The sequence below is a fragment of the Streptomyces mesophilus genome (genome assembly GCF_040300965.1).
GTDB lineage: Bacteria > Actinomycetota > Actinomycetes > Streptomycetales > Streptomycetaceae > Streptomyces > Streptomyces mesophilus_A.
Genome location: NZ_JBEPEW010000027.1, coordinates 48,115 through 62,746 on the forward strand (window position 1 = coordinate 48,115; position 14,632 = coordinate 62,746).

At 70.5% G+C, this 14,632-nt stretch carries 10 protein-coding genes; 5 read left to right on the forward strand and 5 right to left on the reverse strand.

All coding sequences use genetic code 11. From position 1 onward, the window contains the following. The first annotated feature begins 161 nt into the window (after positions 1-161). Positions 162-1,079 carry a (2Fe-2S)-binding protein gene (locus ABT367_RS13035; RefSeq protein ID WP_352252574.1) on the forward strand — a complete coding sequence of 306 codons (918 nt, stop codon included), beginning with the start codon at positions 162-164 and terminating at the stop codon, positions 1,077-1,079. A gap of 188 nt (positions 1,080-1,267) precedes the next feature. After that, complete coding sequence (locus tag ABT367_RS13040) at positions 1,268-2,320, forward strand: DUF2637 domain-containing protein (RefSeq protein ID WP_165336155.1); 1,053 nt, start codon at positions 1,268-1,270, stop codon at positions 2,318-2,320. Between the two features lie 69 nt (positions 2,321-2,389). On the opposite strand, the gene ABT367_RS13045 is transcribed toward ABT367_RS13040, so the two are convergent. Further along, entirely contained in the window at positions 2,390-2,833 is a 444-nt protein-coding gene (locus ABT367_RS13045) for an ATP-binding protein (protein ID WP_352252576.1), read from the reverse strand. A 243-nt stretch (positions 2,834-3,076) separates the two neighbouring features. Here ABT367_RS13045 and ABT367_RS13050 point away from each other — a divergent pair, with 243 nt between their 5' ends. After that, positions 3,077-6,133 carry an alpha-mannosidase gene (locus ABT367_RS13050; RefSeq protein ID WP_352252579.1) on the forward strand — a complete coding sequence of 1,019 codons (3,057 nt, stop codon included), beginning with the start codon at positions 3,077-3,079 and terminating at the stop codon, positions 6,131-6,133. Between the two features lie 121 nt (positions 6,134-6,254). On the opposite strand, the gene ABT367_RS13055 is transcribed toward ABT367_RS13050, so the two are convergent. From ABT367_RS13055 to ABT367_RS13065, 3 genes are all read right to left on the reverse strand, one after another. After that, complete coding sequence (locus ABT367_RS13055) at positions 6,255-7,040, reverse strand: hypothetical protein (RefSeq protein ID WP_352252581.1); 786 nt, start codon at positions 7,038-7,040, stop codon at positions 6,255-6,257. A gap of 160 nt (positions 7,041-7,200) precedes the next feature. Next, positions 7,201-8,943 carry a pyruvate dehydrogenase gene (locus ABT367_RS13060; RefSeq protein ID WP_352252583.1) on the reverse strand — a complete coding sequence of 581 codons (1,743 nt, stop codon included), beginning with the start codon at positions 8,941-8,943 and terminating at the stop codon, positions 7,201-7,203. Positions 8,944-9,047: 104 nt separating this feature from the next. After that, positions 9,048-10,085 carry a protein phosphatase 2C domain-containing protein gene (locus ABT367_RS13065; RefSeq protein ID WP_352252585.1) on the reverse strand — a complete coding sequence of 346 codons (1,038 nt, stop codon included), beginning with the start codon at positions 10,083-10,085 and terminating at the stop codon, positions 9,048-9,050. 838 nt (positions 10,086-10,923) lie between these two features. Between ABT367_RS13065 and ABT367_RS13070 the strand changes: the two genes are divergently transcribed. Further along, positions 10,924-11,562: a dihydrofolate reductase family protein gene (locus tag ABT367_RS13070; RefSeq protein ID WP_352252587.1), complete on the forward strand. Its 639-nt coding sequence runs from the start codon at positions 10,924-10,926 to the stop codon at positions 11,560-11,562. Here ABT367_RS13070 and ABT367_RS13075 read toward each other — a convergent pair. Further along, complete coding sequence (locus ABT367_RS13075; protein ID WP_352252589.1) at positions 11,534-12,181, reverse strand: 3'-5' exonuclease; 648 nt, start codon at positions 12,179-12,181, stop codon at positions 11,534-11,536. The two genes, ABT367_RS13070 and ABT367_RS13075, sit on opposite strands and share 29 nt — an antisense overlap. A 157-nt stretch (positions 12,182-12,338) precedes the next feature. Here ABT367_RS13075 and ABT367_RS13080 point away from each other — a divergent pair, with 157 nt between their 5' ends. Further along, entirely contained in the window at positions 12,339-14,510 is a 2,172-nt protein-coding gene (locus ABT367_RS13080; protein ID WP_352252592.1) for a hypothetical protein, read from the forward strand. The last annotated feature ends 122 nt before the right edge of the window (positions 14,511-14,632 follow it).

The window sequence follows — 14,632 nt, forward strand, 5'->3', positions numbered from 1 at the left end:
CCCACGTAAGAAGATAGGCATTCGGTGCGCCCCTGTCGAAAAGCCCTGCACCTCGGCCCGCGGGCGTCACTGACCCGCGCGGGCCACCCGCAGTTCAAACATCGAATCCTCAGGGTAAGGTAAGGCTTACCTGCTAACGATCGCGATTCGGTGGTCCCCGCATGTCCCTTGATGCCGCCCTGCCAGGCGCCGTACGCCCACCCGTCGCCCACCACCGCCCTACTCGAATCCCTTCGGGATACACCCCTGAATTCAACCCTTCGGCTGTCGCGGATGCGTACGCGCGCCTGACCGAGGTGTTCGGGGGACTCGTGGTGCACGAACTCGGCGACGGCGAGCAGGCCCCGCAGGGCGGTGGCTGGGTCGCAGCCGCCCGGCTCGCGGAAGGCGGGGCCGCTCTCGACGCCTTTCTTGCCTGGGACGACGCACAGGTGCTCCGGGACTACGGGCAGCAGGCCCGCCCGGACGTCATCGCCAGCTTCGGCCTGCATCGCTACGCCTGGCCGGTCTGTCTGCTGATCACCGTCCCGTGGTTCCTCAGACGCCGGGTGCCGCGGTTGCCCGTGGCGAACGTCACCTTCCAGCGCACGCTCGGAAAGATGGCCGTACGGATCGAGGAGTTCGCCTGCCTGCCGGGTGATCCACTGGCCGCTTCGCCGGGTGCACGGGTCGTGCCCGACGAGGCGGCGCTGATGGCGGAGGTCCGTGCGGCGGTCGCCGAGCACCTGGGTCCGGTGCTCGAAGGTTTCGGACCGCGGATGCGACGCGGGCCGCGCGCGCTGTGGGGCATGGCGACCGACGAGATCGTCGAGGGCCTCTGGTACATCGCGCATCTCCTCGGCGAGGAGCGTCGCGCGATGGCCGAGCTGGAGGAGCTGCTCCCCGGCACGACGAAGCCGTACGTGGGGACGCCCGCGTTCCGTGAGCTCACCGGACCGAACGGCGAGTCGCTGCCCACGCGGGACCGTGCGAGCTGCTGCCTCTTCTACACGCTGCGCCCCGACGACACCTGCGTGACGTGCCCGCGGACCTGCGATGCCGAACGGATCGTCAAGCTGAGCGCAAGCAACTCCCGCTGAACCACCCGATGGAGTGGGACTACTCGAACGCAACTCGCCCGGACAGCACGGCAGTTCGACCAGAAACCACCCATCCGTAGCCCCTTGGACCCCCTTGGCGTTCTCTTGCCCGGAAACGCCCCTGAGCCCCTCCGCTTCTGCGCCAGGATGTCGCCGAAACGCCGTCAGTGCAGACGCAAGGGACCCAGATGAGAATGACCGACATATCGCTGGACTGGCTGCTTCCCGGCGGGGTGCTGCTGCTCGGCATGCTGGTCGCGGTTGCGGTGCTCACGCGCGGCAAGCGGGCCGGCGCGAAGGCCGCCGCGGCGGAGCAGGACTCCTGGGAGCGCAGCGAGGAGCGGCGCCGGCGCAAGGAGGCCATCTACGGATCGGCCTCGTACCTTCTCCTCTTCTGCTGTGCCGCCGTCGCGGCCGCACTCTCCTTTCACGGCCTGGTCGGCTTCGGCCGGCAGAACCTCAACCTGTCCGGCGGCTGGGAGTACTTGGTCCCCTTCGGCCTCGACGGCGCGGCGATGTTCTGCTCGGTCCTCGCGGTACGCGAGGCCAGCCACGGCGACGCGGCGCTCGGTTCGCGCCTGCTCGTGTGGACCTTCGCGGGCGCCGCTGCCTGGTTCAACTGGGTGCACGCGCCAAGGGGGTTGGGTCACGCGGGCGCGCCGCAGTTCTTCGCGGGGATGTCGCTGAGCGCGGCGGTGCTCTTCGACCGTGCGCTCAAGCAGACCCGCCGGGCCGCGCTGCGCGAGCAGGGGCTGGTGCCGCGTCCGCTGCCGCAGATCCGTATCGTGCGCTGGCTGCGTGCGCCGCGGGAGACCTTCGGCGCTTGGTCGCTGATGCTGCTCGAAGGCGTACGGACCCTGGACGAGGCGGTCGAAGAGGTGCGCGAGGACCGCAAGGACAAGGAGCAGAACCGGCTGCGCAGGCGCGAGCACGACCGGATGGAGCGCGCCCGCCTCAAGGCCGTGAGCCGGGGCCATGCCATCAACGGCGGCCGCCGCACGGGCAATCGGCTCGAGGTCGAGGCGGTCGCGCCGGGCGCCGGCAGTCCGCAGTCCGTCGGGGAGCCTGCCATAGCGAGTGCGGAGCAACTGCCCGTACGCACCCGGCCCTCCCTGCAGGCCGTGACCGCCACTGACGGTCCGGTCCCCGTCGACCTCACCGCGGAGGACGACACCCAGACGCTTCCACGACTGGACTCCCTCGAGCAGAAGCTCAAGGATCTGGAGCAGCAATTCGGCTGAGCGTCACAACAGTCGGGGGCGCCCCTCGGGGCGCCCCCACTTCGTGCGGCGGTCCGGTCCCGCGTCGGATCAGGCCGGGCCGCTGTCGAGTTCGAACCACACCACCTTTCCCGATCCGTACGGGCGGACACCCCAGGCGTCCGCCAGGGACTGGACGAGCAGCAGACCCCTGCCGTTGGTGCGCGTACCGTCGTCGGCGTGCGGTACCCGCGCCCTGGGCCTGCGGTCCGTGTAGTCCCGCACTTCGACCCGTAGCCGCTCGGGCTCCACGGTCGCGGTGAGGACCGCGTCGTACTCCGTGTGCACCAGTGCGTTGGTGACTATCTCGCTGGTCAGCAGCTCCGCCACGTCCGAGCGTCCGGGCTTGCCCCACTGTGCGAGCAACTCCCGTAACGCGCGGCGCACTTCGGGGACCGCCCGTAGATCGGAGCGTCCGAGTCTGCACCTGAGTGATGCCTTCTCCCCCTGCGCCGTGGCACTGCCGGCCGACCGCTGCCTTGCCTGCCCTGTCATGACCCCGCCCCGTGCGCCGATGGCTGCTCCCCTTCTGCGTCCTTGCTCGTACTCGCTCACGTACTTCCGGCTGCCCTGCTCGCTCGAACAGGTTCACGGGATGCATTCCCGTCCATCCCGGGCACCACGCATGTCGATTCCTCAACTAAGCGCAGGGCGCGGCGTATCGGGACCTTCGGGCGGGAAGCGGGGAACATCAGGAGCAGCGCGTGTGAGCCGACCGGCAATCGAACAGGAGCCGTGATGCACGACGACCGAAAGCTGGTGCAAGGGCGTCTGGAACGTGCCCTGCGCCAGTTCATCCGCCCCGCCCAGTACGGGGAGCGGGTGCCTCTCTCCCTCTCCGTATGGCATGCGCCGGGCGAGCCGGTGCCGGTGGGCGAGGCCTTGGAGGCCGCCTATGTCCCCTTTGCGACAGGGACCGCATGGGGCAGCCCCTGGTCCACCAGCTGGTTCCGCCTGGAGGGCGCCGTACCTGCGCAGTGGGCGGGCCGGCATGTGGAGGTGGTCGTCGACCCGGGGTTCAGCGGGGACGGCCCAGGGTTCCAGGCCGAGGGGATGCTGTACGACGCGAACGGGGTACCGCTCAAGGGGATTCACCCGCGGAACCGGCATCTGACCGTCGCGGAGCGTGCCGAGGGCGGCGAGGGGGTGCATCTGCTGTTCGAGGCGGCGGCGAACCCGGCCGTCCTGCGTGACTTCACGCCCACGCACCTGGGCGACATCCTGACCGCAGGGGATCGGCCCATCTACAGATTCGCGTCTGCCGACCTCGCCGTACTGAACGTGGACGTATGGCAGTTGGTCCTGGACATCGAGGTGCTCTCGGAGCTGATGCGGGAGCTGCCGGCCGACCGGCCGCGGCACCACGAGATCCTGCGCGCCCTGGAGGACATGCTGGACGCGCTCGATCTGCATGACGTACCGGGCACGGCCGCGGCCGCGCGGACCGCACTGTCCGGCGAGCTCGCCAAGCCCGCCGCCGCCAGCGCGCACCGCGTCTCGGCGACCGGCCACGCGCATATCGACTCGGCCTGGCTGTGGCCGCTGCGCGAGACGGTGCGCAAAGCGTCGCGCACCTTCGCCAATGTCACCGCGCTCGCCCGCGACTATCCCGAGTTGGTCTTCTCCTGCTCGCAGGCGCAGCAGTACGCCTGGGTCAAGGAGCACCAGCCGCACATCTGGGAGCGCATCAAGAAGGCAGTCGCGGACGGCAATTGGGCACCCGTCGGCTCGATGTGGGTGGAGTCGGACGCGAACATGCCGGGCGGTGAGGCACTCGCCCGGCAGATCGTGCACGGCAAGCGGTTCTTCCAGGAGGAGCTGGGGGTCGAGACCGAGGAGATCTGGCTGCCGGACTCCTTCGGCTACACCGCGGCCTTCCCGCAGTTGGCGAAGCTCGCGGGCGTGCGCTGGTTCCTCACGCAGAAGCTGTCGTGGAACCAGACGAACAAGATGCCGCACCACACGTTCTGGTGGGAGGGCATCGACGGCACCCGGGTCTTCACGCACTTCCCGCCGGTGGACACGTACAACTCGCAGTTCCTCGGCAGCGAACTGGCGCACGCGGAGAAGAACTTCGCCGACAAGGGCCGAGCCTCACGCTCCCTCGTCCCGTTCGGCTGGGGCGACGGCGGCGGCGGTCCCACCCGCGAGATGCTGGAGCGGGCCCGGCGGCTGCGCTCCCTGGAGGGCTCTCCGCGGGTCGAGATCGAGAAGCCTTCGGTGTTCTTCCAGGCAGCGGAGGAGGAGTACGCCGAGGCCGCCCCGGTCTGGTCGGGTGAGCTGTATCTGGAGTTCCACCGGGCCACGTACACCACGCAGGCCAAGACGAAGCAGGGCAACCGCCGCAGCGAACACCGGCTGCGGGAGACCGAGTTGTGGTGCACGGCGGCAGCGCTGCGATCGAGTGAGTACGTCTACCCGTACGACGCGCTCGACCGCCTCTGGAAGACGGTCCTGCTCCACCAGTTCCACGACATCCTGCCGGGCTCGTCGATCGCCTGGGTGCACCGCGAGGCACGGGAGACGTACGGACAGGTCCTCGCCGAACTCGACGCGCTCACGTCCGACGCGGTACGCCACCTCGGCGACCCGGCCGGACCGTCCGTGCTCAACTCCTCGCCGTACGCCCGGAGCGAGGTCGTCGATGCGCCGGACGGTCCGGTGCACGTCAACGTCCAGGGGCTCGCCACCAAGAGCCTCGCCGTGGCCGCCGCGCACACCCGGGACTCGGCGCTCACCGCACAGGAGTCGGACGAGGGCATCCTGCTCGCGAACGAACATCTGGCCGTGACCGTCGGCACCGACGGACTCCTCACGTCCGTACGGGACCTGGACGCCGACCGCGAGGTCCTCGCGCCCGGCACCCGCGGCAACCTGCTCCAGCTGCACCCCGACCACCCCAACGAGTACGACGCCTGGGACATCGACAAGCACTACCGGCGCAAGCACACCGACCTCACGGCCGCCGAGTCCGTGGAGCTGGTGGAGGCGAACGCGCTGCGGGCCGTGGTCCGCGTGGTGCGGGCCTTCGGCGCCTCGCGTATCACCCAGGAGATCCGTCTCACGACCGGCAGCCGTCGGCTCGACATCGTCACCGACGTCGACTGGCAGGAGTCCGAGAAGGTGCTCAAGGCGGCCTTCCCGCTGGACGTACAGGCCGAAAGGTCGGCGGCGGAGATCCAGTTCGGGCACGTCCACCGTCCCACCCATGCCAACACCGGCTGGGACGCCGCCCGTTTCGAGATCTGCGCGCACCGCTGGCTGCGGGTGGCGGAGGAGGGCTACGGCATCGCGCTGCTCAACGACTCGACGTACGGCCACGACGTCACCCGCACCCCGCACGAGGAGGGCCTGGGGACCACGGTCCGCCTCACGCTCCTGAGGGCCCCGCACTCCCCCGACCCCGAGACGGATCTGGGCACGCACCGGTTCACGTACGCACTGCTCGTGAACGCCTCGACCGGGGACGCGGTGGCCGAGGGCCTCGCGCTCAATCTGCCGCTGCGGGTGGCGGACGCGCCGGCGGTGGCACCGCTGATCACGGTGGACGACCCGGCGGTCGCCATCGAGGCGGTGAAGCTCGCCGAGGACCGCAGCGGCGATGTCGTCGTACGGCTCTACGAGTCGCGCGGCGGCCGGGCCAGGGCCCGCCTGACGGCGTCGTTCCCGGTGGCGCGGGCGGAGGTGACGGACCTGCTCGAACGGCCGGTGGGCCCGGCCGAGACGGACGCCACGGGGCTCACGCTGTCCCTGCGCCCGTTCCAGATCGTGACGCTGCGGCTGCGGCCCGCCTGAGCGTGGCTGCCGGGCGTCGGGGTGCGGGCGGGGTTCGACGACGGGCCTGAGCCCGGACGCCCCTGTGCCCGGTCCCGCGTGGAGCGGGACCGGGCACAGGAAGGGGTGACGCGCGGGCTGGTTAGAGGATGCCCAGGTCCAGGTCGAGACCCAGGTCCAGGTCCAGGATCGCGTCCAGGTCGATGCCCAGGTCCAGGTCGAGGCCCAGGGCGACGTCGAGACCGAGCGCGGCGACCAGGTCGACGTCGACGACGGAGCCGACCGCGAGGTCGAGAACCACGTCGAGGTCGGCGTCGACCACGGTGTCCGCGTCGACCTCGACGCACGCGCCGATCCGGGCGCCGAGGTCCGCCAGGACCGAGGCGTTGAGCGCGATGCCGTCCGTCGCCAGGGACAGCGTGGCCTTGCTGGTGCTCTCGTGCAGCTCGGCGTGCACCTCGTCCGCCTTGATGACCGAACCGAGCCGGACGACCGTGCCGACGCCGACCTTGGCGCCGACCTTGGCCGTGATCAGACCGGTGCGGATGTCGACCGCCACGTCGGAGACGACGATCTTCTTGCCGCCCTTGCGCAGCTCGACACCGCCCTGGAGCAGGACCTTGCCGCCGACGATCTTCTTGTTCTTGTGCGTCAGGACGCTGTTCTTGCCGACCTTGAGCTTCACCTCGCCGTCGACGACGGCGGCACCCTTGAGGCCTACGGCCACGATGCCGTGGGCTTCGAGGTCGAGAAGGTCCTCCAGGTCGAGGGAGAGACCCGCGCCGACGAGCACGGTGTTGGGCCCAGGCGCGACGACCGAGGCGGCCGGAGCGCGGTCGGGGGTGGCGGCCATGGCGGCCGGGGCGGCGATGCCGGAGATGAGGAGGGCTGCGACGGCGACAGCGGAGACACGGCGGTAGGCGGTCATGAGTGGCAGGGGCCTTTCTGTGGAGAAAGTGTGACGATCACTCAATGACACTTTCCGCGCCGATCGCCGGACTCCGCCGCCCTGCCCCCTAGTCCACTCGTACGGCCCACCGACACGCCCCACATGATCTCGACACGCCGCCGGGCCGCGCCCTCATCTATCAAGGCCTGGGCACATTGCGCAGGTTGGAACGGGCCATCTGGAGCATCCGGCCCACCCCTCCATCCAGAACGATCTTGCTGGCGGAGAGCGCGAAGCCCGTCACCATGTCGGCGCTGATCTTCGGCGGGATGGAGAGCGCGTTGGGGTCGGTGACCACGTCGACGAGCGCGGGGCCCTTGTGCTTGAAGGCGTCCTTGAGCGCGCCCGCGAGCTGCTTCGGCTTCTCCACCCGCACGCCGTACGCGCCGCAGGCACGGGCGACGGCGGCGAAGTCGGGGTTCTTGTTGCCGGTGCCGAACGAGGGCAGGCCGGCCACGAGCATCTCCAACTCGACCATGCCGAGCGAGGAGTTGTTGAAGAGGACGACCTTCACCGGCAGGTCGTACTGGACGAGGGTGAGGAAGTCGCCCATCAGCATGGAGAATCCGCCGTCGCCGGACATCGAGACGACCTGGCGGTTGCGGTCGGTGAACTGCGCGCCGATCGCGTGCGGCAGCGCGTTGGCCATCGAGCCGTGCGAGAACGAACCGATGATGCGGCGGCGGCCGTTGGGGCTGAGATAGCGGGCGGCCCAGACGTTGCACATACCGGTGTCGACGGTGAACACGGCGTCGTCGTCGGCCAGTTCGTCGAGGACCGACGCCACGTACTCGGGGTGGATCGGGACGTGCTTCTCGACCTTGCGGGTGTACGCCTTGACCACGCCTTCGAGTGCGTCGGCGTGCTTCTTGAGCATCTTGTCGAGGAACTTGCGGTCGTTCTTCGGCCGCACCCTCGGCGTCAGACAGCGCAGGGTCTCCTTCACATCGCCCCAGACGGCGAGGTCGAGGCGGGAGCGGCGGCCGAGGTGTTCGGGGCGGATGTCGACCTGGACGATCTTCACGTCGTCCGGCAGGAAGGCGTTGTACGGGAAGTCGGTGCCGAGCAGGATCAGGAGATCGCACTCGTGGGTGGCCTCGTAGGCGGCGCCGTAGCCGAGCAGACCGCTCATGCCGACGTCGTACGGGTTGTCGTACTGGATCCACTCCTTGCCGCGCAGCGCGTGTCCGACCGGGGACTTGACCTTCTCGGCGAACTCCATGACCTCGGCGTGCGCGCCGGCCGTGCCGCTGCCGCAGAACAGCGTGACCTTCTCGGCCTCGTCGACCATCTTGACCAGCTTCTCCAGGTCCGAGTCGCCGGGGCGGATGGAGGGGCGCGAGGTGACGAGAGAGGTCTCGGCGGCCTTCTCGGGGGCCTGTTCGTCGGCCACGTCGCCGGGCAGCGTGACCACGCTGACGCCCTGCTGCCCGACGGCGTGCTGGATCGCGGTCTGCAGCAGCCGGGGCATCTGCTTCGGGTTGGAGATCATTTCGCTGTAGTGGCTGCACTCGCGGAACAGCTGGTCGGGGTGGGTCTCCTGGAAGTACCCGAGCCCGATCTCGTGCGAGGGGATGTGCGAGGCGAGGGCGAGCACCGGGGCCATCGAGCGGTGGGCGTCGTAGAGGCCGTTGATGAGGTGCAGATTGCCCGGGCCACAGGACCCGGCGCAGGCGGCGAGATTGCCGGTGACCTGCGCTTCGGCGGCGGCCGCGAAGGCGGCGGTCTCCTCGTGGCGGACCTGGATCCACTCGATGGCGGCGTTGCGTCGGATCGCGTCGACGACCGGGTTCAGGCTGTCGCCGACGACTCCGTACATCCTGCGGACGCCTGCGCGCGTGAGGATGTCGACGAACTGCTCGGCGACGTTCTGCTTGGCCATGGGGTCTGCACTCCTCGTACTCGTATGCGGCGATACGTACGGCGGTGATCGCTGCAGCCCATGATCCGTGCATGGGGGCGTTATGTCGCCCGGTGTACCGGTCCTCATGCCTCCCAGACGGCGGCGGCCGTGCGGTCGTCCGCGTACCCCTTCACGCGGAGCTGGATGTCGGCGAGGAAGTCGGCGAGGCCCGGCGGCTCGGCCTCGCCCCAGCGCTCCTTCAGGACGCCCGCGAGGGCGGCCTCGCCCCGCAGCGGCTCGGCGAGGCCGCCGCTGCACAGGAGCAGGGCGTCGCCCGGGCGGGCGACCGAGGCGCGGAAGCGGAAGGGTTCGCGGGGCGGGCCCTGCGGTTCGTCGTACGGGCTCGGCAGCGTGGTGATCCCGAGGTCCATGGTCAGCCGGTCGCCCTCGGGGGTCTCGGAGGGAACGGAGCCGAAACCGACCACGGGCTCGCCCGCGGTGTCGGCGACCTTGGGCTCGATGTCCTGCCATTCGCCGTTCCTCAGGCGGAACAGTCCGCCGCCGCCGACGCCGAAGAACACGCGGGTGCGGCATTCGGGGTCGGCGGGCAGCAGCAGACAGCGCAGCGAGGTGGCCGCGTACTCCTCGGGTTCCAGGCCCCGCTCGGACGCGCCCGCGCGCAGTTTGCCGAGGCTGCGGTCGGTCAGCCGGTGCAGGCCCGACTTGAGGTCGCCGCGGCGGGCCGCGCGGATGTCCTCGGCGAGCCGCGCGTGACTTCGGCCGACGGCTCGGCCGATCCAGTGACAGGCCTCGGCGGCGGCCAGGTGCGCACCTGGTGTCGCGCGGGCGCCGGTGGCCATGGCGACCAGGACCAGGGCGCCGTCCCCGCTGCCGAAGCGGGCGGTGAGCAGTGAGTCCCTGCGCACCTCGCCGCGGTAACGCGCGGAGTCGCCCCGCACCGAACCGGCCCGCAGGGTGTACGAGCCGTAGCGGGCGCCGTCGAGCACGGTGTCCGCGACGAGATCCGTCAGCTCGTCGGGGTCGGCGGGCGGCAGGGTGCCGGGCTCGGCGTCGTAGGTGGGCGGACCGTCGCCCACGTAGTTGGGCAGTGTCGCGGAACGCCGTGCGGCCTCGGTGACATCGGCCGCGCCCGCGTGCTTGGGGGCGTGGGCCGGGCCCACGGGGGCCTGGTCGCTGGGGATTTCGGCGCCGGGGGGTGCGCTGAGGTCGCGGTCGTGGGGGGTGGATGGGGGCGGTGCCGGGCGTGCGGAAGGTGCGGGTGGGCCGGAAGGCTCGGGCGGTGTGGCGGCCGGCGCCTGGGCGGGCCGCTCAGGTGTCGGGGCCGGCGGCTGGGCGGGGAGCTCCGGTGTCGGGAGCGGCGCTCGCGCGGGTGGTGCTTGGGCGGGTGGCGCTTGGGCGGGTGGTGCTTGCACGGGTGGTGCTTGGGCGGGTGGCGCTTGGGCGGGTGGCTCAGGCGTCGAGGCCGGTGGTTCGGGAGCTCGCGTCGTCGGGTCCGGCGCCGTGGCCATCGGTTCGCGCGCCGGGGCCGCCGGTTCGGGCGCAGGCGTCAGCGGTTCGGGTGCCCGGTTGCGCGGCGGCGGAGTCCAGGTGCGCGGGCGCGGCGGACGGGCCGAGGGCGGTGCGGGCGGTGTGTCCTGATACCCGGCCAGTGCGTCCTGCTCCCCCTCCTCGGCCACCGTGTCCGCCGCCGACGCGAACCGGTCGTCCAAGGACTCGGGGCTCGCACTCGGCCCGGCGTCGTCCGCGAAGTCTCCGTACAACTCCCCCCACCAGTCGTCCCCGTGGCCTGCGGTGCCCTCGCGCCTGTCCCCCTGCTGGCTCATGCCCCTATTGTCCACCGCACGGGGCATACGAAAACGGGGCATCCCGAAAATTCTCGGCCAGGAGGAGACCCGGCGCGCGGGCTCTTCGAAAGTTTCCGCGCGCGGATGTCGATTGGGGCAGGCTCTGTTCGACGCATGGGTGAGAGCACGACTCCAACCCGAGAGGTGAACGGACATGCCCAAGGTTCGCGTACACAACGTGACGATCTCCCTCGACGGCTTCGTCGCCGGCCCCAACCAGCGCGAGGACGCACCGTTCGGCGACGGCGTCGGCTGGGGCGACGAGCTGCACGCCTGGTTCGTCTCCGCGTCCGAGGACGCCGCCGCCGGCAAGACCGGGATCGACGTCGACTTCTATGTCCGCGGCGATCAGAACATCGGCGCCACGATCATGGGCCGGAACATGTTCGGACCGCGGCGCGGGCCGTGGCAGGACGAGTCCTGGCGGGGCTGGTGGGGCGAGAACCCGCCCTACCACCACGACGTCTTCGTCCACACCCACCATCTGCGCCCCCCGCTGGAGATGGACGGCGGAACGACCTTCCACTTCACGGACGAGCCGCCCGAGGCGGTGCTGCGGCGTGCGTTCGACGCCGCGGACGGCAAGGACGTACGGATCGGCGGCGGCGCGGCGGTCATCAACCAGTACCTGCGGGCCGGGTTGATCGACGAACTCCATCTGGTCATCGCACCGCTGCTCATCGGCCGCGGCGAGCGGCTGCTCGACAACCTGGGCGACGGGATCGAGGGCTACAAGGTGTCCGAGATGGTCGGCTCGCCCAGCGTCACGCACGCGCTCCTGGTCCGCCGCTGACCGCAGGCCCGCCGGCGGGCTCCCAGCGGAGCAGATTGCTGCACAACTCCGCCTGTTCCAGGGCGTCGTCCAGGGCGTGATGCGTATGGCGCCGCAGCGACAGGAGCTCGCGCGGCATGGTGCGCTTGGCGACCGCCCGCAGCGGAAGGTTGGCCTTCGCCGCGTACAGGGACTTGAGGTCCAGACAGCCCGAGTGGCCGAACGGGCTCTCGCCGGTGAAGCGGAGCAGGTACCAGTAGAGGAAGGTCCAGTCGTACGAGGCGGGGTAGCCGGCCATCACCGGCTGGGCGCCCGCGCCGACTTCGCGCACCCAGGCGCTGAATTCGGCGAGTGCGGTGGCCGGTTCGGCACCCTCGCGTACGAGGCGGTCGCGGTCGAGTCCGCTGACCGCAAGGGCCTCGGGGACGAAGCCCTCGCTGATGGGCCGCAGTTCGCGGTAGAAGGTGTGGGTCTCCGGGTCGTACGGGACGTACGTACCGTCGGGCTCGTGGCGGCCGGCCACGGCGGCACCGAAGCTGATCATCGAGTACGGGCCGGGGATCGGGCCGTCGGCCTCGACGTCCACGGAGATGTACAGGCTGGCTCTGGCGCGTCGGCGGCTTCGGTCGGGTGCGGACATACGCGGAGGATGACAGGGGCGGGACGCGGACGGCATCCGAGTTTCGGCGCCGCGTCCCACCTGGCATCCGGACGCGGTGCCCCACCCGATCCGCCGGCGCCGCGTCCCGGCCGAAATCCGCGTGCGCACACTTGTACGCCTCTGTCACGATGCCGGAATGTCCCACCCTCTGGAATCGCTGGTCATCCGCCACACCTACCGCATCCCCGCCCCCGCAGGGCAGGCCGGTCAAGGTGCCGTCGCCGTGCGGCAGTTGGACGGTGCGCTGATGTCCGTGGGGTTCAAGCTGTCGGCTCAGCTCCACGAGAAGCTCTCCGGGCTCGACGAGGGCGTGGTCGTCGAGGTCGCCGGGCGGACGCTGGCCGCCCTGCGGGAGCTCGTCGGCGATCACGTCCGGCACAACGCGTACTTCATCGACTTCCCTCGGAACGTGCCGGACACCCTGGACTTCTGGATGCGGTGCATCCGCGAGGCGCTCGCCGACGAGGAGACCCGCGAGGGCACCCTCAAGCAGCTGAGCGCCGGGGTGGTGAATCTCCTGACGCTGCCTTCGTACGGGCGCTACCAGCACACGTACGAGGAGATGCTCACCCACCACGACGAGCTGATCGCGGCCGCCGGGGACCGGATGACCGTGCTGCACCTGGGTGCGGACATCGAGGCCGAACTCACCGCGCTGTACCTGGCGTTGGCCTCCAGCACCACGCCGCTCGGCGAGTCCGTCCTCGAGGATCTGGTGCGCCTTGCCGCGCACTGCGCGGACGGTCCGCAGCCCGAGGAGATCCCGGTGCGGGAGAACCGTGCCGTCATCAACCACGTACGCGTGAAGACGGGCGCGGCTCCGCTGCTCGACACGGTCACCGATCTGCTGCGGCTCGCGTGTTCGCTGGCGGACGGCGATGTGTCGCTGGTGGAACCGACCAGGTTCAAGAACCTGTCGCGGCCCCTGCGACGGGCCCTGCTCGCCGGTCTCGACGCGGTCGTGGCGGCCTCGCCCGCGAAGCTCGCCGATGTCGCCGTGCACCGTGAGCCGTTCAAGCGGCTCGGTGAGCGGCTGCACCCGCACGAGTACCCGCAGTGGCCGTACGCCGCCCAGGTGTTCGCGGTCGCGCGCGGTGAGCAGCGGGTGCGGTCGTTCGCGAGCCGGACCGAGGAGCTGCTCGGCGCGGGGGATCTCGCGGGGGCCGTGGAGCTGCTCGAGTCCGCGCCCGGTGTGCTGCTGCGGTCGGTGGACCGGCTGCTGCGCACGGCGGACACGGACGAGAAGCGTGCGCTCGTGCTCGGTGCCGTGGAGGAAACGGCGCCGCAGGTCGCGGGACGCGTTCTGCTGTCCGTACGGCAGCATCTGCTCAACCGGGGCGACCGGCTCGAACAGGGCGGTGCGCGGCGGGTGTTCATCAACCGGCTCGGGCGCGCCTGGGTCACCGAGGACACACGGGCCGCGCTGCCGGCGGCGGCGAAGGAGCGGCTGAGCGCGGTGCTCGACGCCGAGATCGCACGCCGGCTCCCGGACCCGGGGCCCGTCCTCGTGGATCCGGATGTCCTGGACGTAGCCCTGCCGCTCAGCGGCAAGGCGGTCTCGTCCGGGATCGGTGTGCTGCCGCGCGGCTCCGTGTCGCCGGTCGAGGGTGAGCTGCTGCGCTTCTTCACGTACTGGAAGGAGCGCAGGGAGACCACGGACTACGACCTGTCGGCGGTGATTCTGGACGAGGAGTACGAGCAGGTCACCTGGCTCTCGTATACACAGCTGACGGATGTCGAGGGCCGGCACTCCGGCGATGTCGTCGAAGCGCCCGACGGTGCTTCGGAGTTCATCGAGCTGCGTCTCGGGGCGGTGCGCGGGACGTTCATCGTGCCGCAGGTGCTGCTGTTCTCCGGTGAGAGCTTCCTGGATGTCGAGGAGTCCTTCTTCGGTTTCATGATGCGCGAGGGCGAGCAGCAGGGCCGGCCGTTCGAGCCGCGCACCGTGCGGATGAAGTCGGATCTGCGCGGTCCGGGCCGGGTGGCGCTGCCGCTCGCGTTCCGGCGCGGCGAGGACGGGCAGTGGCGTGCGCACTGGCTGCACCTGTACCTGAAGGGCATCCCCGCGGCCAACCGCGTGGAGGAGACCAAGGTGACGGTCGAGACGCTGCTGCGCGGCATCGTCGAGCGGGAGCAGCTGACCGTGCGCTGGCTGCTTCAGCTCATGGGCGCCGAGGTCACGGTGTGGGACGGCGAGCGTCTGCCCGAGGGTCCCGTCACGTACTTCGGCATGCGGCGTCCGGAAGGGCTGCACCCCGATTCGCGGATTCTCACGCCGGAAAATCTGCGCGACGTGGTTCCCGAGTGACTGCTAGCGTGCAGGACATCGAGGCCATGGGAGAGCTTCCTTCTCTTCCCCGTAAGGGGTTCGACTGGCTTAGCGCTCCCGCTCTCCTCGACCGGTGAGGCCATGAGACGGCTTCCTTCTCA